This is a genomic window from Photorhabdus sp. HUG-39, assembly GCF_963878365.1.
In the GTDB taxonomy this organism is placed as follows: domain Bacteria; phylum Pseudomonadota; class Gammaproteobacteria; order Enterobacterales; family Enterobacteriaceae; genus Photorhabdus; species Photorhabdus kayaii.
In genome coordinates this window covers 43,612-67,501 of sequence record NZ_CAWNWY010000026.1, presented here as the reverse complement: position 1 = coordinate 67,501, position 23,890 = coordinate 43,612, and the positions used below count along the sequence as shown (strand labels likewise).

At 42.8% G+C, this 23,890-nt stretch carries 19 protein-coding genes; 14 read left to right on the top strand and 5 right to left on the bottom strand.

Features of this window, described 5'->3' with window-relative positions; genetic code table 11:
- Nucleotides 1–268: 268 nt before the first annotated feature.
- The 5 genes from sgrR to leuA all read right to left on the bottom strand — a co-directional run bounded on the left by sgrR (nt 269) and on the right by leuA (nt 7,073).
- Complete coding sequence (gene sgrR / locus AAC155_RS16475; RefSeq protein WP_113043359.1) at nt 269–1,930, bottom strand: HTH-type transcriptional regulator SgrR; 1,662 nt, start codon at nt 1,928–1,930, stop codon at nt 269–271.
- A 461-nt stretch (nt 1,931–2,391) separates the two neighbouring features.
- Nucleotides 2,392–2,994 carry a 3-isopropylmalate dehydratase small subunit gene (gene leuD / locus AAC155_RS16470; protein WP_041380289.1) on the bottom strand — a complete coding sequence of 201 codons (603 nt, stop codon included), beginning with the start codon at nt 2,992–2,994 and terminating at the stop codon, nt 2,392–2,394.
- Nucleotides 2,995–3,005: 11 nt separating this feature from the next.
- Nucleotides 3,006–4,415, bottom strand: a complete 1,410-nt coding sequence (gene leuC / locus AAC155_RS16465) for a 3-isopropylmalate dehydratase large subunit (protein WP_011147838.1) — start codon at nt 4,413–4,415, stop codon at nt 3,006–3,008.
- Between the two features lies 1 nt (nt 4,416).
- Nucleotides 4,417–5,508 carry a 3-isopropylmalate dehydrogenase gene (leuB, locus tag AAC155_RS16460; RefSeq protein WP_113043358.1) on the bottom strand — a complete coding sequence of 364 codons (1,092 nt, stop codon included), beginning with the start codon at nt 5,506–5,508 and terminating at the stop codon, nt 4,417–4,419.
- Between the two features lie 2 nt (nt 5,509–5,510).
- Complete coding sequence (leuA, locus tag AAC155_RS16455) at nt 5,511–7,073, bottom strand: 2-isopropylmalate synthase (RefSeq protein ID WP_112895372.1); 1,563 nt, start codon at nt 7,071–7,073, stop codon at nt 5,511–5,513.
- A gap of 957 nt (nt 7,074–8,030) precedes the next feature.
- On the opposite strand from leuA, the gene leuO reads away from it, so the two are divergent.
- From leuO to mraY, 14 genes are all read left to right on the top strand, one after another.
- Nucleotides 8,031–8,975 carry a transcriptional regulator LeuO gene (leuO, locus tag AAC155_RS16450; RefSeq protein ID WP_113043357.1) on the top strand — a complete coding sequence of 315 codons (945 nt, stop codon included), beginning with the start codon at nt 8,031–8,033 and terminating at the stop codon, nt 8,973–8,975.
- A gap of 237 nt (nt 8,976–9,212) precedes the next feature.
- A complete protein-coding gene (locus AAC155_RS16445) occupies nt 9,213–11,012 on the top strand; it encodes an AMP-dependent synthetase/ligase (protein WP_191214919.1) in 1,800 nt (599 codons plus the stop codon).
- Nucleotides 11,013–11,038: 26 nt separating this feature from the next.
- Nucleotides 11,039–11,212 carry a hypothetical protein gene (locus AAC155_RS16440; protein WP_158536584.1) on the top strand — a complete coding sequence of 58 codons (174 nt, stop codon included), beginning with the start codon at nt 11,039–11,041 and terminating at the stop codon, nt 11,210–11,212.
- Nucleotides 11,213–11,292: 80 nt separating this feature from the next.
- Nucleotides 11,293–11,859, top strand: a complete 567-nt coding sequence (locus AAC155_RS16435; protein WP_113043355.1) for an RBBP9/YdeN family alpha/beta hydrolase — start codon at nt 11,293–11,295, stop codon at nt 11,857–11,859.
- 670 nt (nt 11,860–12,529) lie between these two features.
- Nucleotides 12,530–14,257, top strand: coding sequence for an acetolactate synthase 3 large subunit (ilvI, locus tag AAC155_RS16430; RefSeq protein ID WP_113043354.1), 1,728 nt, complete (start codon nt 12,530–12,532; stop codon nt 14,255–14,257).
- A gap of 2 nt (nt 14,258–14,259) precedes the next feature.
- Nucleotides 14,260–14,751 (top strand): acetolactate synthase small subunit, encoded by a 492-nt coding sequence (ilvN, locus tag AAC155_RS16425; protein ID WP_167405300.1) that lies wholly within the window; start codon nt 14,260–14,262, stop codon nt 14,749–14,751.
- 87 nt (nt 14,752–14,838) lie between these two features.
- Entirely contained in the window at nt 14,839–15,846 is a 1,008-nt protein-coding gene (cra, locus tag AAC155_RS16420; protein ID WP_113043353.1) for a catabolite repressor/activator, read from the top strand.
- 596 nt (nt 15,847–16,442) lie between these two features.
- Nucleotides 16,443–16,901, top strand: coding sequence for a division/cell wall cluster transcriptional repressor MraZ (mraZ, locus tag AAC155_RS16415; protein ID WP_011147826.1), 459 nt, complete (start codon nt 16,443–16,445; stop codon nt 16,899–16,901).
- A gap of 2 nt (nt 16,902–16,903) precedes the next feature.
- Nucleotides 16,904–17,848: a 16S rRNA (cytosine(1402)-N(4))-methyltransferase RsmH gene (gene rsmH / locus AAC155_RS16410; protein ID WP_113043352.1), complete on the top strand. Its 945-nt coding sequence runs from the start codon at nt 16,904–16,906 to the stop codon at nt 17,846–17,848.
- The gene (gene ftsL / locus AAC155_RS16405) at nt 17,845–18,165 is read left to right on the top strand and encodes a cell division protein FtsL (protein ID WP_041380284.1); all 321 of its coding nucleotides are present in this window, start codon (nt 17,845–17,847) and stop codon (nt 18,163–18,165) included. Before rsmH ends, ftsL begins: the two co-directional genes overlap by 4 nt.
- Nucleotides 18,166–18,193: 28 nt before the next feature.
- Nucleotides 18,194–19,963, top strand: coding sequence for a peptidoglycan glycosyltransferase FtsI (locus AAC155_RS16400; protein ID WP_113043351.1), 1,770 nt, complete (start codon nt 18,194–18,196; stop codon nt 19,961–19,963).
- A complete protein-coding gene (gene murE, locus AAC155_RS16395) occupies nt 19,950–21,437 on the top strand; it encodes a UDP-N-acetylmuramoyl-L-alanyl-D-glutamate--2,6-diaminopimelate ligase (RefSeq protein ID WP_113043350.1) in 1,488 nt (495 codons plus the stop codon). Before AAC155_RS16400 ends, murE begins: the two co-directional genes overlap by 14 nt.
- Nucleotides 21,434–22,813 (top strand): UDP-N-acetylmuramoyl-tripeptide--D-alanyl-D-alanine ligase, encoded by a 1,380-nt coding sequence (murF, locus tag AAC155_RS16390; RefSeq protein WP_113043349.1) that lies wholly within the window; start codon nt 21,434–21,436, stop codon nt 22,811–22,813. The genes murE and murF overlap by 4 nt, the downstream gene beginning before the upstream one ends.
- A complete protein-coding gene (mraY, locus tag AAC155_RS16385) occupies nt 22,807–23,889 on the top strand; it encodes a phospho-N-acetylmuramoyl-pentapeptide-transferase (RefSeq protein WP_011147820.1) in 1,083 nt (360 codons plus the stop codon). Before murF ends, mraY begins: the two co-directional genes overlap by 7 nt.
- Nucleotide 23,890 lies beyond the last annotated feature (1 nt).

The window sequence follows — 23,890 nt, the reverse complement described above, 5'->3', positions numbered from 1 at the left end:
GGATAACATAATTTTTGATTGTTTTTTGTTCTCATCAACTAACGTTGTCCATTATAGTTATGGTTGACGCTAGAAATAGCGAGATAAATAGCTGCTATTTCAATGAAAAATAAATACTATTTCATTTTTTGTCTATAGACTGATAATTCATAATATAAAGCTATACCTGAATTACCCCTGCCTTTTTCACATAGATATCCACAGAAAAAGTGAATAAAAGCAAGTTTGCACACCTGTGTATGTTCATAACTCTGGCTTTTTCTGTGAATTACCCTTCATATGGGTTGAACCAGGCAGATTTGAAATCAAACCAACCAAAGGTGTTCATTTTGACTCCCCGCATACTTCTCTGCCCCTGTAACTCAAGCCAGTGGTGGAACAGTGGATGCAACCAATGTTCATCAATTATTTTTTCGCACCACTCTTCAAGCGATAACTCTTGTCGTCGCCATTGTGATACTTCTTTACTTAAGTCATTACCAAGGCACTTTTTCAATAATGGCATCTCGTACAGCGTAGCGAACAGCGAAAACTCCAGAGGATTATAAAAGTTGGCGGTAGCAAGCCAGAGGTCACTTTCGGTGTTACCATTGAACCATGTGTCATAATCCACGATGTTGATTTTCAATTCGACGCCGCACTTGGTCAGTATGGCTTGAAGGATCTGGCTGATTGTGTGGTATTCGTGATGTTGATGACAAAGCGTGACGGTCAGATGGGTAATATCCTCTGGTTTGTTCAATTCGGATATGAGCTTACTGTGATGCCAGCGTAGTAATAAACCATAAGCGGGTGACCAGTGGCGTTGATAAAAGGGGTCACAATGCGCTAGCAGATTGATCGGTGTTAGCAGGCTGCATAGCCATTGGCGAACGTCTTCTCTCTTACATTTAGTTGAACGATGGTCGTGTAGTAGGAAATAACAGCCTTCTTCTATCCTGCTATCTAGCGAGTTATTATCCGTGCTGTCACTTTCCAGATGCAGAGTTGTACAAACCAGTTTCTCCGCTAATTCTGGTAGAAACCATATATTCACCTGATCAATCAGTGCCCGAAAGCCAAAGTAATTATCAAAGGCACGAATTTGTAGTTTCTGAGCGCTGTTTTTTATGACCTGGTAAGGGCCGGTTCCCACTGGCATACGAGAGAAGTTCGGTAACTTTTGCCACTCTTGAGGCAAGATCATGGCATGTGGGCTGCCGATTAATAAAGGGAGCCAGAGATCAGGTTCTGAAAGAAAAATATCAATCACGTAGGGGGTGGGCGTTGTGACTTTTTCAATATGAGAAAAAAGGGTCAGGTTGCGTAATCTTTGTAGCGAAGCGATGACATCTGCCATCTGTAATTCTCTGCCGTGGTGAAAATGGATGGCCGGCCGTAGATAAAAGCGCCAATGATTTGAGGATAATTGTTGCCAATGATGAGCTATGTCAGCTTCTGGTTCCCCATTTTCCTCATTTATGCGGGTTAGGCTATTAAATATCTGCCTGACCAGATGAATTTCAGAACGGCGTAAAGGTGAACCGGGTAGAAGATTAGGGAAGGGGCGATAATAGAGTATCCGCAGTAAGTTTTTTCCTTGACGGAAACGGCGCTCAATCTGGGATAGTACCATATGACGGACTGTATCTTTATCACCAACCAGTTGGACCAACTTCTCAACGTTATGTTGCTCAAGCAACTCTTCAGCTCGTTGTTGTTGAAATTCCCATCCATCACGTAAAAAATTCAGTTGAGAACGTTTCCCTCTCCCGGACTCAGATTGCCACTGTAACCAGCCAGCTTTCTGCATATTGTTGAGCAGTGAACGGATATGGCGTTTTGAACAATGCAGTACATTTGCCAGTTCTTGTAACGTTGTTTCAGCCTCTTTTCCTTGATGGTGTTGCCATAATCGAATGAATTGTTGTTGTAAGCGTGAACTGGGCATAAAAGAGGAACTCCAGAGTATTATTCATCAATTTTTATTTCCTTATATTGCGACGATAATTATCCATATTGAAAGTAGCTCAATAGGCCAGACGAAATCTGGCTTCTCCCCCAATTTTCTTGAGTAATGGTGATTTGCCAGCCAGTAAGAAAGCTTACTGGCTTTTTTTCTTATTATACATTGTGTACTCTCTATTTCTTTTATACCCGTCATCTTTCAAGCTGCCTCTTTGTTGGCTGCACTCACTCACCCCGGTCACATCGTTATCTATGCTCCCGGGGATTCACTCCCTTGCCGTCGCGATGCATCTTGAAATCCATAGGGTATACATATCAGTTTAAAGCGAGTAATAATCTGGTATTGGAGGTGTTTTGTCCAGCTACTATCGCTATTTCTATCTGTAAATTTCTATAGAAAAATCCCGTAGTAGAAAACTACGGGATAAATCAATAACGGAAAAATTAACGTAGGAAAACCGGTTGTTCTTGCTCGTAGGTTATTATGGCATCCAGATGTTGTAATGTCAGGCCAATACTATCCAGACCATTCATCATACAGTGACGCCGGAAACTATCGATTTCAAAATCATAGCTTTTATTGCCAGCGTGGACTTTCTGTTGTTCTAGATCGACAGTAAAACGACAAGCTTTGTTTTGCTGAACCCACTCAAATAGCTCATTGACATCTGTATCGTTCAGTTTTACCGGCAGTAACTGGTTGTTGAAAGCGTTACCGTAAAAAATATCTGCAAAACTTGGGGCGATAACCACTTTAAAACCATAATCCGTTAGTGCCCAAGGTGCATGTTCACGAGAGGAGCCGCAACCAAAGTTTTCACGAGCCAGAAGGATACTAGCACCTTGATAACAAGGCTGATTTAATACGAATTCAGGATTAGGTTTTTGTCCTGCATCATCAAGAAAACGCCAGTCATGAAACAGATGCTGACCAAATCCTGTACGAGTAACTTTCTGTAAGAATTGCTTAGGAATAATGGCATCAGTATCGACGTTTGCAGCATCTAAAGGGGCAACCAAGCCGGTATGTTGAATAAACTTTTCCATCATTCTCTCCTTTATGACTTCTGTGCTGGGTGGCGTATATCGATAAAATGACCATTAATCGCTGCTGCTGCTGCCATCGCTGGACTCACCAAATGAGTGCGTCCACCACGTCCTTGTCGCCCTTCAAAGTTGCGGTTACTGGTAGAAGCGCAGCGTTCACCGGGTTGCAGGCGGTCATTATTCATTGCCAGACACATGGAACATCCGGGTAAGCGCCATTCAAAACCGGCCTCTATGAAAATTTTATCTAAACCTTCTGCTTCTGCTTGTGCTTGAACGGGGCCTGATCCGGGAACAACGATTGCCTGAACACCAGGTGCAACTTTATGACCTTGTGCGATAGCTGCGGCAGCCCGTAAATCTTCAATCCGGGAGTTGGTGCAAGAGCCGATAAAGACTTTATCGATCTTCACATCTGTTAGTTTAATACCGGGTTTCAAATCCATATACGCCAGTGCTTTTTCAGCAGATGCTCGTTCAACAGGATCACTAAAAGATTCCGGTGCAGGAATTGTTTGATCAATGGCGATCACTTGCCCAGGGTTTGTTCCCCATGTAACCTGCGGAGAGATCTCTTCTGCATTAATCGTAACAATGGTGTCATATTGTGCATCAGGATCGGATTTCAATGTCTTCCAGTAAGCAACAGCTTGTTCCCACAGCTCTCCTTTTGGTGAGAACTGGCGGCCTTTCATATAAGTAAAAGTGGTTTCATCCGGTGCAACCAAACCTGCTTTAGCACCCATTTCAATTGCCATGTTACATAAAGTCATACGGCCTTCCATGCTAAGTGCTTCAATCGCCTTACCACAGAATTCCACCACATACCCTGTACCACCTGCACTACCTGTTTTGCCGATAATCGCCAGAACGATATCTTTGGCGGTAATAGCGTCACCGACATCACCCATCACTTCGATTTTCATAGTTTTGGCACGGGCTTGTTTTAGAGTTTGGCTGGCGAGTACATGTTCAACTTCAGAAGTGCCAATACCGAAGGCTAACGAGCCGAATGCTCCGTGCGTGGCAGTGTGGGAATCACCACAAACAATCGTCATGCCTGGCAGGGTTATCCCCTGTTCAGGGCCGATGACATGAACAATCCCCTGATAGGGATGATTGAGGTCATATAATGTGATACCGAATTCGGCACAGTTTTTCATCAACTCCTGCATTTGAATACGTGCCATGTCACCACAAGCGTTAATATCTTTTGTTTGCGTGGATACATTATGATCCATTGTTGCGAACGTTTTACCTGGTTGGTGCACTGGGCGGCCTTTAGTACGCAAACCATCAAAAGCTTGCGGGGAGGTTACTTCATGAACCAGATGACGATCAATATAGAGTAACGGGGTTTCATTCGGTACTTCCCGAACAATATGAGCGTCATATAATTTTTGATATAAAGTCTTAGCCATGTTAAACACCCTCGGCTATATAACGGGCGATAGTGCTGCCCATTTCATCAGTGCTAATTGCTTTACCGTTTCCGGCTAAATCTGTTGTGCGATAGCCCTGTTCCAGCGCGTAGTTAACCGCTTGTTCAATCGCATTAGCGGCGTCATTGTGACCTAAGCTATAGCGCAGCAGTAAAGCGGCAGATAGGATCTGAGCTATCGGGTTAGCAATACCTTTTCCGGCAATATCTGGTGCAGAACCACCAGCAGGTTCATACAGGCCAAAACCTTTTTCATTCAGGCTGGCAGAAGGTAACATGCCCATTGAACCGGTAATCATGGCGCACTCATCAGATAAGATATCGCCGAAAATATTGGAGCACAGCATCACATCAAACTGAGACGGATCTTTAATTAACTGCATGGTGGCGTTATCAATATACATGTGATTGATTTCTACATCTGGATACGCTTTTGCAATCTCAGTAACAACTTCTCGCCACAATACGGAACTCTGCAACACATTTGCTTTATCAATAGATGTGACTTTATTACCGCGTTTGCGAGCGGATTCGAAGGCGATGCGGGCAATACGCTCGATTTCAAAACGGTGATAAACCTCAGTATCAAATGCTCGTTCATATTTACCTTGGCCTTCACGTCCTTTGGGTTGACCAAAATAGATACCGCCGGTTAATTCACGGACACATAAAATATCAAAGCCTTTGGCGGCAATATCATGGCGTAAAGGACAAAATACCTCTAATCCAGCATATAAGCGGGCAGGGCGTAAGTTGCTGAATAGTTTGAAATGCTTGCGCAATGGCAACAGTGCGCCACGCTCAGGTTGTTCTGCTGGTGGTAAATGTTCCCATTTAGGCCCTCCCACGGAGCCGAACAATATGGCATCAGCCTGTTCGCAACCTGCTACGGTTTTTGCCGGTAGTGAACAGCCGTGGTGATCAATAGCAATCCCACCCACATCATATTCGCTGGTGGTGATACGGATATTGAAACGCTTACGGATTGCGTCCAATATCTTATAGGCTTGTGCCATAACTTCAGGGCCAATACCATCACCGGGTAAAACTGCAATATGATAATTGTTCGACATGTTTACACCATTTCCTTTGTATTTTGCTGTATACGTTGTTTCTCTTTCTTAACTTGCTCTGTACGCCAAACGCAGTTCAGAGCATGAATCATTGCCTTGGCAGAAGATTCAACAATATCTGTTTCCAATCCCATGCCGTGGAAGCGACGCCCAAAGCATTCGACAACGATATTTACCTGACCCAGTGCATTTTTTCCTTGGCCTTTACCTGATAACTGATAAGAAACCAGTTCAACTGGGTATTCAGTTATTCGACTGATTGCCTGATAGACAGCATCTACCGGTCCATTACCTGTGGCAGCTTCTGATTTCACCTCTTTACCGCACACTAAACGTACAGCAGCTGTTGTCATCACATTGGAGCCAGATTGGATATTAAAGTTGTCCAGATGGAAAAATTCAGGTTCTTGTTGTTGCAAATTGATGAACGCTAAGGCTTCCAAATCATAGTCAAATACCTGGCCTTTTTTATCTGCCAGACGTAAAAAGGCTTCGTATAAGCTATCCAGATCGTAATCTTTATCCTGATATCCCATCTCTTCCATACGGTGTTTCACTGCGGCGCGACCAGAACGGGAAGTCAGGTTCAATTGAATTTCTTTCAGGCCGATGGACTCTGGTGTCATAATTTCGTAAGTTTCACGATTTTTCAGTACCCCGTCTTGATGAATCCCGGATGAGTGGGAAAATGCATTGCTACCAACAATTGCTTTATTCGCGGGGATTGGCATATTGCATAATTGGCTGACCAACTGACTGGTGCGGTAAATTTCCTGATGGTTGATATTAGTATAAACACCTAACATTTGCTGACGGACTTTAATCGCCATAATGACTTCTTCCAGTGAACAGTTACCGGCACGTTCACCCAGACCGTTTATCGTCCCCTCTATCTGACGAGCTCCGGATTGTACTGCTGTGATAGAGTTGGCGACAGACATCCCCAAATCATCGTGGCAATGGACGGATATTATCGCTTTATTAATATTAGGAACGCGTTCGATCAAGTTAGTGATGATGCCGCCAAATTGATATGGCGTGGTGTAACCGACAGTATCTGGGATATTGATCGTCGTTGCGCCTGCTTTGATAGCGTTTTCAACGATCCGACACAGATTATCAATAGGTGTACGGCCCGCATCTTCACAGGAGAATTCGACATCATCAGTGTAACGACGTGCCCGTTTGATTGATTGAGTTGCCATTTCCATGACATTTTCGAATGTTTTTTTCAGCTTGGATTCAATATGTAAATCGGAAGTGGCTAAAAAGACGTGGATACGAAAAGCGTCTGCAACTTTTAATGCTTCTGCGGCCACATCAATGTCTTTTTCTACACAACGGGCTAAGGCGCAAACACGGCTATTTTTTATCTGCTTAGCGATCGTCTGTACAGATTCAAAATCACCAGGAGAGGAAACTGGAAAACCGACTTCCATGATATCAACACCCATTTTCTCCAAGGCCAAGGCAATCTGGAGTTTTTCGTTCACACATAAGCTGGCCTGTAATGCTTGTTCTCCATCACGTAACGTGGTGTCGAAGATAATAACTTGCTGGTTCATATGTACGTTCCTCTCATGGTTGTTTTTTGCGCCCAGCAGGTAAAAAAAAACCGCGCTTGGCGCGGGTTCTTGTTAATGTCTGGTTTGGACCAACTCTGTTTTAAATCAACTCTGTTTTCTGTCCACCAGCATACCGCGCATATCAGATACGATGAGTAGTAGGTTTAGTAGACAAATTGAGTGAATCATATCGATCCAACCTTTCAGTAGTATTAATGAGTGTTTGTGATTCGTATGCTTTTATTGATACGTTATCTTAAAAGTGATGTCAAGAATTCATTTAGGCATATGATCCTTGGTTTTACTTTTCTCATGGTGATAAATTGAAGTGTTGATCTGTTTATATTTAAAAAGCTTTTATTTTATCCTTTTTTGTTCTGGTTTGACTTTAATGATAAGCTCAGATTTATATAAAAAATAGCGCATTATACTGATTAATTAAAATGAAGTATTTTTTGTGTGATGAGCTGGAAGTCGATTTGTATTTTTCCGAAAAACATCATTTGTCATTGGAAAAATAGATACAAATAGGACGTTATGTTATATATCTTTGAAAAAATAATTCTATAATATAATAACTCTGATAAAATTGTTTAATAATAATAAGTCAGTAATTTTATTGTAAATTGTGTAATTCTTTGATTTATCGTCATATACAAAATATCAGGGTGAATAAATTGTTAACATAATTGTACTTTTTTGTGAATGAATAATGAGCACTACATTGTCTACTAATTGAAATTATATATTTTTAACATTAATAAGGGGATGCGCTGGTTAGCTATGCGTATTCAGATTTGTACAAGGACGAGTCTTAATTATTTGTTATCGAAATGATTAAGACAATTGATCTCGTTAATAGTTAGAGTCATCGTAATATCTGAGTAATAAATGAAGGTATTTCCGATGTTTTGTTATTAGCTGGGATCATCTGCATCAGTTTAGTGGAGTTAAACAATGGCTGAATACACCTCAGTAACTGCAACCAAAAAAGATCCAAATGAAATTCATTTACGTAATGTGGATCTCAATCTTCTGACTGTTTTTGATGCAGTTATGCAAATGCAGAATGTAACACGTGCGGCACAGATATTAGGAATGTCACAACCGGCTGTCAGTAATGCGGTTTCTCGTTTGAAGCTAATGTTCAATGATGAATTATTTGTGCGTTATGGGCGTGGAATACAACCGACGGCAAGAGCTCATCAATTATTTGGTCCCGTCCGTCAGGCATTACAACTGGTATATAACGAGTTACCTGGGGTTGGTTTTGAACCTGATAATAGTGATAGGGTTTTTAGTCTTTCAATTTGTAGCCCTCTAGATATTAGACTGGCTGCAAAAATAGTTGAACAGGTGAAACAAAATACACCCAATCTGGGTGTGACGATTAGATCATATCTACATGATAATATTGAACATCAGCTCAGGTATCAGGAAACTGAGTTTGTCATTAGCTATACGCAGCTAGAACGTATGGATTTTCATCATTACCCGTTATTCAATGATGAGTTGGTTTTGGCTGTTTCTAATCATCATCCAAGAATTGAAAATAGTATTAGTGAGCAGCAATTGTATGAGGAACATCATGCCGTTGTATCATTGGATAATATCTGTTCATTCAGCGTTCCCTATTATGATGGAGGTGAACGTTTGCGTTCGGTGGTTTATCAGGGGACCGATTTGAATAGTGTGTTGCATATTGTCTCTCAAACCTATTTGGTTGCGATTGCACCAAAATGGTTAGTTGAGCACTATAACGAACAATTAGCAATAAGAGCGGTTTCATTACCGTGGGAGAAAGTAAGTCGTCCGTGTTATTTGATTTGGCATGAATCTACAACGAAAGATAAAGGGCATCAATGGATGAAATCGTTGTTGAGTCAACTTAGTAGCAGATAATTAACTTGAAAACTCACTACTGGATAAGGGTGGTGAGTTTTTTTATTTTATCACAAATTTTTCAACTTTTGATAAATAGACTTTTCCTGTTGTTCAGGAATCGGTAGACTGCAAGGAAATAGCTAACACCTGTAAGCTGAAAAGCGAATAAGTGATGCGAAAAGGTATTATCAGAGAATTAAATTACTGTTTTTTCTCCGATAAGAAAAAAGTTTTTCGAACAGGAAAAAGATTGTGATAACTAAAAATTTACATCCTTATCACTTGATAAACCGGTTGCAACAACAAATCAAACAACACCCAGAGAAAATTGCTTTTCGCCAATGGTCTCCGGCTGAACAACGCGAACTAAACTGGAATGATATTGGCAAAAAGACCAATGCTATTAGCCGGGCGTTGTTGGAGATTGGCGTTGATGTACAAGAAAAAATTGGCCTCTTTGCACATAACAGCATGGCGTGGTCATTGGCAGATATCGCTGTATTACAACTTCGGGCGGTCACTGTCCCTCTATATGCAACCAGTAGTCAAGAACAGGCTAGTTTCATACTTAATGATGCTGGTGTGCGTATTTTGTTTGTTGGCGGGCAGCCGCAGTATGATGTTGCTATTACTTTGACAGAACGTTGCCCTCAGTTAAGTCACATTATTGTCTTAGATGAATCAGTCGATTTGCGGGATTGTTCATTAGCTCAGCATTTATCTGATTTCATGGCGGATAATAAATTACAACATCAATCTGCGTTGGAAACCCGTATTGCTAACCACAATCTGGATGATCTTTTTACACTTATTTATACGTCTGGTACCACGGGTGAGCCTAAAGGCGTCATGCTTGATTACCGCAATTTAGCCTATCAGTTGTATTCACATGATCATATCTTGACATTAACTGATCAGGACGTTTCTTTGAGTTTTCTGCCGTTATCCCATGTCTTTGAACGCGCATGGAGTTTCTATGTCATGCATGTAGGAGCACAAAATGTTTATCTGACCGACACTAATTTTGTTCGTCAAGCTATGGCGGATATCCGCCCGACAGTGATGTGTGCAGTGCCGAGATTTTACGAAAAAATTTATAGTGCGGTTTTTGAAAAGGTTTCTAGGGCTCCTTGGCATCGAAGAAAACTTTTTAATTGGGCGATTAAATGTGGTGAGCGTCAGTTTTTACGTAATTTGCAAAGTAAAAAAAGCTGCCTTTGGTCAACAGTAATGCATCGACTGGCTGATAAATTGGTGTTGAGTAAATTGCGAAATGTATTGGGGGGCAGAGTTCGGTTTTTACCTGCGGCTGGCGCACGTCTGGACGAAACGATTATCTTGTTCTTTCTCGCTGTTGGGATAAATATCAAATATGGCTATGGTATGACAGAGACTTGTGCCACGGTTTCCTGTTGGGAAGAGCAAGGTTATATATTTGGTTCTATTGGTAAACCCTTGCCTGGCATTGACGTCCGTATCAGTGGAGAAGATGAGATACAAGTGCGTGGCCCAATTGTGATGAAAGGCTATTTCAATAATCAGCAAGAAACCACCAAGGCATTTACTCAAGACGGTTGGTTGCGTACAGGTGATGCTGGTAAGTTGGATGAAAATGGTAATTTGTTCATTACTGAACGTCTGAAAGATTTGATGAAAACATCGAATGGGAAATATATTGCTCCTCAAATGATTGAAAGCACGCTAGGGCAAGATCGTTTTATTGAGCATGTGGCTGTTATTGCTGATGCCCGTAAATTTGTATCCGCTCTTATCGTGCCTTGTTATGAAGCATTGGAAGAGTATGCAAGGTCAATTAATCTCAAATATCATGACCGGGTTGAATTACTACGCCATAGTCAGATTATCGAAATGTTTGAGCAACGCTTGAAAGAGGTGCAGAAAAACTTTGCTCACTTCGATCAGGTAAAGCGTTTCATATTACTGCCAAAACCATTTTCAATGGAAACGGGTGAATTAACTCCAACACTGAAATTGAGGAGGAAAATTATTATGCAGCGTTACTATAAAGAGATTGAATCTATGTATCAAGATTGATTTTCGGGATTTTATACAAAGAGTTAGTGTTACCAGTTATTCAGGGAAAGTATGAGGGATATTGTAGTAATATCCCGCTTTGGGTTTTTTCTGAAAATACCCAGATTTCAAGATGCATCGCGACGGCAAGGGAGCGAATCTCCGGGAGCATAGATAACGATGTGACTGGGGTGAGTGCAGCTAACAAAGAGGCAACTTGAAAGATGACGGGTATATATGGATAAGATAATTTAAAGTCTGTATAGTAAATAAAATACACTTTGTATAATTAGGTGAATTGATGAATTTCAATAATGTCGTTATTGTTCATGGTCTTTCAGCAACCCCTGATCACCATTGGTTTCCTTGGCTTAAAGATCAGTATGAAAAGTTAAATATTAATGTTATTGTGCCGGAACTGCCTGAATCTCATGCTCCTTTTCCCCATTTATGGCAAGAAAAATTGCAGGAGAGCATTTCCAGTCCTAACGAAAGAACACTTTTTTTTGGACATAGTTTGGGTTGCATTGCTACACTCCGTTATATCTCATCTTTACCTGATAATGTAAATATTGGGGGAGTTGTACTAATTTCAGGATTTTATGAAAAACTATCAACCTTACCTGAATTAAGTACATTTACTGAAGAGGAGCTGGATTTTAGCTCGCTCAGACAGAAAATAAACCAACGGATAGCAATATTATCGCTTAATGATGAGATTGTATCGCCACAGTTTACATTAAATTTAAGTCAGCAGCTCCGGACTGAATTATATGGTTTCTCCGATGGTGGGCACTTTTTAGATCGCGACGGCTTTACTGTTTTTCCTCAGCTAGAAAAGATATTAAAAGATAATTCAATGTTGTAAATAAATGTCTTGTTGTTTTGTAGATATGCCAAGTTTACTTATATTCATAACTTGGCTATTTTAATTAATATAATTTTCTTTTATTTTAAATCGTCATTTTACTGATTATTATGTCGGGTTATTTAATAATGAAAATAAATATTTATATATCCAGGTAAGTATTGAATATATGGAATTAGTTTTCTAGAAAAAATAAAGGATTTTATCGTGTTCTCTAATTAAAATGGGGTAAATGGGTTTTACCTGAATGAATTATTCACAATAGTTATTCAGAAACGAGGAAATGACGGTCAAATTATTTGAGGCATTTGTCTGCATTTCCTTTGTCAGCTTCATACTTCGGTGACTTAAACGATTTTGAAAACTGCTTTTTAGTTTTTTATCGTATATATACTGGATAATACCTATACGTTGTCGTTCTTTTTAGGTATAGCCAATCATATTCTACTTATCTTTAGCTTCTTGATAGTAAGATAACGCTTGCAGGAGACATTTGGAATTGTCAGAAAGTTGCTATTCTGCCTTTACTCACATTGCTAACACCCGTTTCTAGCGTTATGTTAATTAACTCAGCATCAATATATCGCTGAGAGGCCATTCGTCTTACTAAAATAAAAGTGGAAGGAACTTCCGATTTATTAACTTGCAAACAGAGCCTGGAGGAAAACCTATGGAGATGTTATCAGGAGCTGAAATGGTCGTCCGATCGTTAATTGATCAGGGCGTTAAGCATATATTCGGTTATCCGGGGGGGGCAGTACTGGATATTTACGATGCCCTGCATACGGTTGGGGGCATTGAGCATATCCTGGTACGTCATGAGCAGGGGGCAGTTCATATGGCTGATGGTTATGCTCGTTCTACCGGGAAGGTTGGTGTGGTATTGATCACCTCCGGTCCAGGAGCAACTAATGCCATTACCGGTATTGCCACAGCTTATATGGATTCAATTCCAATGGTTGTATTGTCCGGTCAAGTCGCCAGTTCGTTGATTGGTAATGATGCATTCCAGGAATGTGACATGGTAGGGATATCCCGCCCGATCGTAAAACACAGTTTTTTAGTGAAAAAAGCAGAGGATATTCCGAAGGTACTGAAAAAAGCCTTCTATCTAGCTTCCAGTGGTCGTCCGGGACCCGTCGTTATTGATTTACCGAAAGATACGGTAAATCCGGCAGTAAAATTACCCTATATTTATCCTGATCAGATAAGTATGCGTTCTTATAATCCAACGATTCAAGGACACAAAGGGCAGATTAAGCGAGCATTAAGCAAATTATTGAATGCGAAAAAACCCGTCATATATGTAGGCGGAGGGGTGATTAACGCAGATTGTTCAGCAGAATTACTGGTATTGGCAGAAAAATTCAATATCCCTGTTGTGAGCTCCTTGATGGGATTAGGCAGTTTCCCTGCAACTCATCTGCAAAGCCTGGGCATGCTCGGTATGCATGGTACATTCGAAGCTAACAAAGCAATCCATAATTCAGATGTCATTTTTGCTGTCGGTGTACGTTTTGATGATCGTACAACCAATAATCTGGAAAAATATTGCCCGGAAGCAACGGTATTACATATTGATATTGATCCAACATCAATTTCGAAGACGGTTTCCGCAGATGTACCTATTGTCGGTGATGCTAAACAGGTGCTTAGGCAAATGCTGGCGTTGCTGGAGACAGTAGAAGATACACAAGATCCCGATGCGCTAAAAGATTGGTGGTTATCTATTCAGCAATGGCGTAGCCGTAAATGTCTCAGTTTTGATCGCAGTGGTGAAAAAATTAAACCACAAGCGGCTATCGAGGTTCTCTATCGTCTGACGAAGGGTGAAGCTTACGTCACTTCAGATGTTGGGCAGCATCAGATGTTTGTTGCATTGCATTACCCATTTGATAAACCAAGGCGTTGGATCAGTTCCGGTGGTTTGGGAACGATGGGATTTGGTTTACCGGCTGCTTTGGGCGTTAAATTGGTGAAACCGGAAGCGACGGTAGTCTGTGTTACGGGGGATGGCAGTATTCAGATGAATATTCAGGAGTTGTCTACCGCGTTGCAATATGGGTTGCCGGTACTGGTTCTGAACTTGAATAATCGTTTCTTGGGGATGATAAGACAATGGCAAGATATGATTTATGCCGGTCGTCACTCTCAATCTTATATGGAATCCTTGCCTGATTTTGTCAAATTGGCTGAGGCTTACGGTCATGTTGGCATTTCTATTCAACGTTATGATGAATTGGAAAGTAAATTGGCCGAAGCCTTGAAAGAGGTGACTGAAAATCAGCGGCTGGTATTTGTTGATATCACTGTGGATGAAACTGAACATGTATATCCTATGCAGATCCGTGGAGGAGCAATGGATGAGATGTGGTTAAGCAAAACGGAGAGAACCTGATTATGCGCCGGATTTTATCTGTATTACTTGAAAACGAATCAGGGGCTTTGTCCCGGGTTGTTGGTCTGTTTTCCCAACGTGGCTACAACATTGAAAGTTTAACTGTCGCCCCAACTGATGATCCGACATTATCGCGGATGACAATTCAGACTAAGGGCGATGCAAGGGTACTTGAACAGATTGAAAAACAGTTGCACAAGTTGGTGGATGTGTTACGAGTCAGCGAGTTGGCACCGGGTTCTCATGTAGAGCGTGAGATTATGCTAGTCAAATTGCAGGCCAGTGGATATGGACGTGAAGAGATCAAACGCAGTACTGACATCTTCCGTGGGCAGATCGTTGATGTGACTTCGACCTTATATACCGTACAGTTGGTGGGAACCAGCGATAAATTGGATGCCTTTCTCGATGCTGTTCGGGATGTTGCTGAAATTGTTGAAGTTGCTCGTTCGGGTATTGTCGGTGTCTCTCGTGGGGATAAAATTATGCGATGAAAAATCGCAAACTGCGGGGCTATGTGCATACATTTATCAGGCTCTGCGATAAAGTAGGGCCTTTTTGGGGTCTATGAAGGAGTTAATGTGAAACTGGATGAAATCGCCCGCCTTGCAGGTGTTTCACGCACAACGGCCAGTTATGTAATTAATGGTAAAGCCAAGCAATACCGTGTCAGTGATAAAACGGTAGAAAAAGTGATGGCAGTGGTCAGAGAGCATAATTACCATCCTAATGCTGTGGCAGCCGGTCTCCGTGCAGGACGTACCCGTTCTATTGGTTTGGTTATTCCAGATTTAGAAAATACCAGCTATACCCGTATTGCTAATTATTTGGAACGTCAGGCTCGTCAGCGTGGCTATCAGTTATTGATAGCCTGTTCGGAAGACCAACCTGATAATGAAATGCGCTGTGTTGAACACCTGCTACAACGTCAGGTGGATGCAATTATTGTTTCTACCGCATTACCGCCGGAGCATCCTTTTTATCAACGCTGGGCAAATCGTTCTTTGCCTATTATTGCTCTCGATCGGGCACTCGAAAATGAACACTTTATCAGCGTAGTGGGTGATGATTTTGAAGATGCAAAGATGTTGGCGCAAGAATTTCGTCAATTCTCTGCTGAATCTGTGCTTTATCTCGGTGCATTACCTGAATTATCAGTCAGTTTTCTGCGTGAACAGGGGTTCCGTGAAGCATGGAAAGATGACCCTCGTAAAGTGATGTATCTTTACTCAAACAGCTATGAGCGTGATGCGGCTGCTGAAGTGTTCACCACATGGTTAGAAACTCATCCAATGCCACAAGCGTTGTTCACCACCTCTTTTGCCCTGTTACAGGGAGTCATGGATGTTACGCTAAAACACAGCGGCCGTTTACCAAATCAATTGGTTATTGCGACTTTTGGTGATCATGAATTACTGGATTTCCTTGAATGTCCAGTGCTTTCTGTAGCGCAGCGTCATCGTGAAATTGCTGAACGGGTATTGGAACTGGTGTTAGCAAGTCTGGATGAAAAGCAGAAGCCAGGGCCAGGTATCACACGGATACATCGTGACTTATGTCGGCGAGGAAGCCTGAGTCGGAAAATATGATAAAAACCCCTCATTAATTTTCTGATGGGGGGTTTTGGTTGTCAGATCTGTCTTAAAAGAGGTGTTTTAGCGCGAGCAAATAGCAATTTCGTTCATACATAAATTATTCAGTAGGAAGAAGCGCATGGAACAGCGCTTATTTGAGTTTGGGATTTGTCTATTTACTCCCGTTTTTTTACCGTCTTTTATATATTAAATTGATTTTAATAATATTTATCTTGTGGCTTTTTGTTGCTAGTTAGTTTGAGTGTTGAATGCATCGAATAGAATGATAAACATTGCTGCACGGTGGTTAAATAGTAATGAAATGTAAATTATGTAAATAAATTAATCACACAACTATTTTTTCATTATTTTGCCGTAAACATTTATTCTCCCTGTGCTTGTAAAATTATTCAGAATTATCATGGTGTTAATTATTATTGATATTGCTAAATTTAATAATTATGCCTCCCAACAGCCAAAATCCTGCCATCAAATATAGCTAAAGCGCATCGGCTCTGGCTTGACAAGGTTTTCATCCCATCCGTAAACTCCTTATTGTGGGGATTAGTGGGATAAAGTGGTAATTTTTGATCACCAGGGGCGACCTGAGGATGTTTCGTGGAGCAACGCAGATAAATCTCGATAGCAAGGGGCGGCTCACCGTACCTACCCGATACCGGGCTATGCTAAATGAGGAATCACAAGGGCAAATGGTTTGTACCATTGACCTTCATCAACCATGCTTGTTGCTTTATACATTATCTGAATGGGAGATTATTGAAGAAAAACTTTCTCGCTTATCCAGCATGAATCCGGCGGAGCGTCGGGTGCAACGTTTACTTTTAGGTCATGCCAGTGAATGCCAGATGGATAGTGCAGGACGTCTTTTGTTAGCTAATACATTGCGTCAGCATGCAGGGCTAGTCAAAGAGGTCATGCTGGTTGGTCAGTTCAACAAATTTGAACTGTGGGATGAACAGGCTTGGTATCAACAGGTTAAAGATGATATTGCAGCTGAGCAATCCACACAGGAACCTTTATCAGTACGGCTACAGGAATTATCACTATAAATATGGCAAATAGTCATTTTAAACATACCAGCGTATTGTTGGATGAAGCAGTCAACGGACTGAATATTCGTGAAAATGGCATCTATATTGATGGCACATTTGGCCGTGGAGGGCATTCACGTCTGATTTTGTCGCAATTGGGGACGGCAGGCCGCTTAATTGCCATTGATCGAGATCCTCAGGCGATTGAAGTGGCGAAAACGATTACAGATCCACGTTTTTCAATTGTACATGGGCCATTTTCTAAATTGGCTCACTATACAGAAAAAGCCGGGCTAATCGGCAAAATTGATGGTGTATTACTGGATTTAGGTGTTTCTTCGCCCCAGTTGGATGATCCGGAACGCGGTTTTTCTTTTATGCGTGATGGGCCGCTAGATATGCGGATGGACCCGACTCGCGGGCAGTCAGCAGCAGAATGGCTGATGAACGCAACAGCAGATGATATTGCTTGGGTATTGAAAACATTTGGTGAAGAGCGTTTCGCCAAACGCATTGCCAGAGCCATTGTGGCACGCAATCAGGAAGAGCCAATTACCCGAACAAAAGCGCTAGCCGATTTGATTGCTCAGGCCAGCCCGGTAAAAGAAAAACATAAGCATCCAGCAACCAGGAGTTTCCAGGCTATTAGGATTTATATCAACAGTGAGCTGGAAGAGATTGAGCAGGCGCTGGAGGGGGCATTACAAGTGCTTGCACCGCAGGGGAGACTTTCAGTGATTAGTTTCCATTCGCTGGAAGATCGTATTGTTAAACGATTTATTCGTCAGAATAGTCGAGGGCCACAAGTACCGGCAGGATTGCCACTCACAGAAGAGCAACTGAAAGCACGAGGCGGGCGTAGCTTGAAACCGATTGGCAAGATGAAACCTCCAGAGGAAGAAGTGGCTAATAACCCACGGGCTCGTAGTTCTGTTTTGCGTTTTGCTGAAAAAGTTAGTGAATAATGGCAGGTGAACGTCACGGATTAACCGGTATTATCGGCAGCGATTTGCTCAAGAATGCCAAGATACCGTTAATTCTTCTAGTTGTTGTACTGGTTTCGGCCATAGTTGTTGTAACTACTGCACATGAAACTCGCTTGTTGACGGCTGAAAGAGAGCATCTGGTGGTGGAACGTGATGCATTAGATATCGAGTGGCGCAATTTGATCCTCGAAGAAAATGCTTTGGGTGATCACAGCCGGGTTGAGAGGATAGCTGTTGAAAAAATGCATATGCAGCATGTTAACCCTGCTCAGGAAAACATTGTTGTTTCACAGTGAGTTAATTTAATTATTAAAAAGGTAAGAGATGAAAGCAGCACGCCCCGTGAAGTTAAAAAGGCAAGAAGATAAAAAAGCCAGTTTTGTTAGCTGGCGTTTTGCTTTGTTATGCGGGGGGATTGCTGTAGCTTTAATTGCCTTATTGCTGAGAGTGACTTATTTGCAGGTCATCAATCCTGATCAACTGGTTAAAGAAGGTGATTTACGTTCCCTGCGCGTGCAATCAGTCCCTACCGCTCGCGGTATGATCAGTGACCGAATGGGCCGACCTCTGGCTGTTAGCGTTCCAGTAAATGCTGTTTGGGCAGATCCGAAAGAGGTATTTGAACAAGGGGGAATTACGGGTGATACCCGCTGGAAAGCTTTATCTGATGCTATTAATTTGCCTCTTGAACAGCTTATTGACAAAGTTAGCGTTAATCCAAAAGGCCGTTTTGTTTATTTAGCGCGTCAGGTTAACCCATCAGTTGGCGATTATATTCATAAACTGAAATTACCGGGAATTTATTTGCGTCAGGAATCCCGGCGTTATTATCCGTCAGGTCAGGTAACGGCACATATTATTGGCGTGACCAACGTTGATGGTCAGGGTATTGAAGGCGTAGAAAAAAGTTTTGATCGTTGGTTGACGGGGCAACCGGGTGAGCGGACTGTACGTAAAGATCGCTTTGGCCGTGTCATCGAAGATATTTCATCTGTGGATAGTCTGGCGGCACACAATCTGGTATTGAGTATTGATGAACGTTTACAGGCGCTGGTTTATCGCGAATTAACCAATGCGGTGGCCTTTAATAAAGCAGAATCCGGTACAGCAGTATTAGTAGATGTTAATACCGGAGAAGTGCTGGCAATGGCAAACAGCCCATCTTATAACCCAAATAATCGTATCAATACGCCCAAAGAAGTAATGCGTAACCGTGCTATCACCGATATTTTAGAGCCAGGTTCCACTGTTAAGCCTATGGTGGTCATGGCTGCGCTGAATGATGGTATTGTCAAAGAAAATACCGTTATTAATACAATACCTTATAGGATTAGCGGCAAGGAAATTAGAGACGTAGGCCGTTATTCTGAATTATCTATCACTGGTATCTTACAAAAATCAAGTAACGTTGGTGTTTCTAAGCTGGCGTTAGCGATGCCTGCGACAGAGTTAGTGGATGTTTATTCTCGTTTTGGGTTGGGAAAACCGACCAATCTGGGGTTGGTCGGAGAAAGCAGTGGCTTATATCCAATAAACAGACAACGGTGGTCAGATCTTGATAGGGCTACCTTTTCTTACGGCTACGGGTTGATGGTTACGCCATTACAGTTAGCACGGGTCTATGCAACGATTGGCAGCATGGGTATCTATCGTCCCCTGTCGATTACCAAAGTTGATCCACCCGTACCAGGCACCAGAGTCTTTCCTGAGCCAATTATGCGTACGGTCGTTCATATGATGGAAAGTGTGGCTTTGCCCGGTGGCGGCGGAGTAACGGCCGCAATAAAAGGTTATCGGATTGCAATCAAAACGGGTACTGCGAAGAAAGTCGGGCCGGATGGCAAGTACATTAATCGATATATCTCTTACGCCGCAGGGGTTGCCCCTGCAAGTAACCCAAGGTTTGCTCTGGTTGTGATTATTAATGAGCCACAGGCAGGTAAGTATTACGGTGGTGCGGTTTCTGCGCCAGTATTTGGCACCATCATGGGGGGTGTTCTACGCATCATGAATGTGGAGCCAGATGCTTTGGCGGCAGGTGATAAAAACGAATTTGTGATTAATAAGAAAGAGGATACAGGTGGCAGATCGTAATCTACGCGATTTACTTGCGCCATTGGGTATTGACGCCCCAGTGCGTGCGTTACGCGAAATGACATTGGACAGCCGTAAATCGGCTGCCGGAGATCTGTTTGTTGCCATTAAAGGGCACCAGGCAGATGGTCGAGACTACATTCCTCAAGCCATCGCACAAGGGGTTGCGGCGGTTATTGCAGAAGCCCAGGGCGAGGCCAATAGCGGAACCGTACAGATTATGCACGGTGTTCCGGTTGTTTATGTGAACGATTTGAATAATAAGTTGTCACAGTTAACTGGTGAGTTTTATTGTCACCCTGGTGATAAGTTGCACTTGATTGGTGTAACCGGAACCAATGGTAAAACAACCACTACCCAATTACTTGCTCAGTGGAGTCACGGATTGGGGGAAACCAGTGCCGTGATGGGAACTGTCGGTAATGGTTTACTGGGGCATGTGGCGCCAAGTGAAAATACCACAGGCTCGGCTGTTGATATTCAACTGGATTTGCAACAACTTGTTCGGCAAGGGGCGACTTTTGCGGCAATGGAAGTCTCTTCTCATGGACTGGTTCAGGGGCGTGTAGCTGCGTTGCCGTTTGAAGCGGCAGTGTTTACCAACTTGAGCCGTGATCATCTTGATTATCATGGTGATATGGCGCACTACGAAGCAGCTAAATGGTTGCTGTTTTCCACGCATAATGTGAAACAACAAATCATTAATGCTGATGATGATATTGGATTGAAATGGTTGTCCCGTTTACCGCAAGCGGTTGCTGTGACGATGGAAAACTGTCTGCCGGAAAATTGGCAGGGGCGTTGGTTAGCGGCGCGTGAAATAAAGTATCACGATAAAGGGGTATCCATTACCTTCGAGTCCAGTTGGGGAGGCGGTACAATTGATAGTGCCCTGATGGGAGCATTTAATGTCAGCAACCTGTTGTTGGCGCTTTCCACCTTATTAGCTCTGGATTATCCGCTGGAAAAACTGCTTGCAACAGCTTCCTGCCTGGAACCTGTCTGTGGACGAATGGAAGTATTCTCGGCACCGGATAAACCCGTTGTCGTCGTTGATTATGCTCACACACCTGATGCGCTGGAGAAAGCTTTGATAGCCGCACGTTTACATTGTAAGGGTAAACTTTGGTGCGTTTTTGGTTGTGGTGGTGATCGTGATAAAGGTAAACGCCCATTGATGGGGGGCGTTGCAGAACAGTGGGCCGATTATGTGATTGTTACAGATGATAATCCGCGCAATGAAGAGCCACAGGCAATTGTTACTGACATCTTAACGGGTTTTCTTGATCCGGGAGGTGCGATAACGATTCATGGCCGTGTTGAAGCGGTAACCAACGCTATTATGCAGGCAAAAGCAGATGATGTTGTATTGATAGCGGGTAAAGGCCATGAAGATTATCAATTGGTAGGCCATCGTCGCTTGGATTACTCAGACCGGTTGACTGTTGCTCGGTTACTGGGGGTGATTGCATGATTTCCCTTACTCTGCAACAACTGGCACAAGTAACGGATGGCGTATTGAATCAGGTTACTGAGCAGCAGGCAGCAAATATTTGTATTAGTGATGTGACTACTAACAGCCGTCAGGTTGGAAATGGCAGTTTGTTTATTGCCTTGAAAGGTGAGCGTTTTGATGCTCATGATTTTTGTGCTGATGCAGCCAAAGCTGGTGCCAGTGCTTTGCTTGTCAGCCGCGTATTGGATATTAACTTTCCACAGGTAGTGGTTAAAGATACTCGTTTAGCCATGGGTAAATTAGCGAGTTGGGTTCGCCAGCGGAGTAATGCCCGTGTTGTTGCGTTGACGGGTTCGTCCGGCAAAACATCGGTAAAAGAGATGACCGCCGCGATTTTGCGCCAATGTGGTGACACGCTCTATACCGCAGGTAATCTGAATAATGATATCGGTGTGCCGCTGACATTGTTCAGGCTGACAGAACAACATGAGTTTGCTGTGGTTGAATTAGGTGCAAGTCATGTTGGTGAAATTGCCTATACCGCAAAAATGACCCTGCCAGAAACAGCGTTAATTAATAACCTGTTTGCTGCGCACTTAGCGGATTTTGGCTCTCTGGCGAGTATTGCAAAAGCTAAGGGCGAGATTTTTACCGGTCTTTCAGAGAAAGGTACGGCCATTATCAATATGGAAAGCAATGATTGGACTCACTGGCAGCAGGTTATTGGCGACAAAACAGTACAGCGTTTTTCCATGCAACAAGCATCAGGTGCTGATTTTTACGCTACAGATGTTCAGGTTAAACAACTGACTACGGATTTTTGTCTGCATACGCCTATTGGTAGCACAGAAATCAATTTGCCGTTGCCTGGAAAACACAATATCGCCAATGCGTTAGCGGCCAGTGCGTTAGCCATTTCTGTTGGCGCAACCCTGCGAGATATCCGTTTGGGCTTGTCTGAGCTGAAAGCGGTACCAGGGCGGTTGTTTCCAATCAATCTGGCAGAAGGAAAATTGCTGCTTGATGATACTTATAACGCCAATGTCGGTTCAATGACCGTTGCAGTTCAGGTGTTATCACAGATGCCGGGTTACCGAGTACTAGTTGTTGGCGATATAGGGGCATTGGGTGAACAGTCAGCAGATTACCATCGTCAGATTGGTGAAACCGCAGCTTCTAGCGGTATCGATAGTGTGTTCAGTGTGGGCGAATTAAGTATTCATGTTAGTGAAGCGAGCGGTTGTGGTCAGCATTTTGCGGATAAAGCTGCATTGATCGCAACATTAGTTCCACTATTACAACAACACAAAGTCTTTTCAGTGTTAGTTAAAGGTTCGCGTAATACCACAATGGAAGATGTTGTCCACGCATTACAGGAGAGCTTTACATGTTAGTTTGGCTGGCCGAATATTTGGTCAAATATCACTCCGGCTTTAACGTCTTTTCTTACTTGACGTTTAGGGCTATCGTCAGCCTGCTGACTGCTTTGGCTATCGCATTGTGGATGGGGCCGCGTATGATCGCCTTTCTGCAAAAATTACAAATTGGGCAGGTTGTTCGCAATGATGGGCCGGAATCTCACTTTAGCAAACGTGGTACGCCGACGATGGGTGGTTTGCTGATTTTACTTTCAATTACGATTTCTACACTGTTGTGGGTGCGCTTGAATAACCCCTATGTTTGGTGCGTGCTGATTGTGCTGATTGGTTACGGCATTGTTGGTTTCGTGGATGATTACCGCAAAGTTGTGCGCAAAGATACTAAGGGGTTGATTGCCCGTTGGAAGTATTTCTGGCAGTCCGTCCTGGCATTGGGGGTAGCGTTTGCAATGTACAGTTTCGGTAAAGATACTCCGGCAACACAATTGGTCGTGCCATTCTTTAAAGATGTGATGCCGCAACTGGGTGTGCTTTATATTCTGTTGACCTACTTTGTGATTGTCGGAACCAGTAATGCAGTGAATTTGACTGACGGATTGGATGGTTTGGCAATTATGCCAACCGTTTTTGTTGCCGCTGGTTTTGCTTTAGTGGCATGGGCGACAGGTAATGTCAATTTTGCTAACTATCTGCATATCCCTTATCTGAGCCATGCTGGTGAGCTGGTTATCGTCTGTACTGCGATTGTTGGCGCAGGACTAGGTTTCTTGTGGTTCAACACTTATCCGGCTCAGGTTTTCATGGGAGATGTGGGCTCTTTGGCATTAGGTGGTGCACTGGGGACGATTGCTGTGTTGCTACGCCAAGAGTTTCTACTGGTGATTATGGGCGGTGTATTTGTGGTGGAAACCCTGTCAGTTATTTTACAGGTGGGTTCTTTTAAACTGCGCGGGCAGCGTATTTTCCGTATGGCACCTATTCACCATCATTATGAATTGAAAGGCTGGCCAGAACCGCGTGTTATTGTGCGTTTTTGGATTATTTCTCTGATGCTAGTGCTGATTGGCTTGGCAACATTGAAGGTACGTTAAT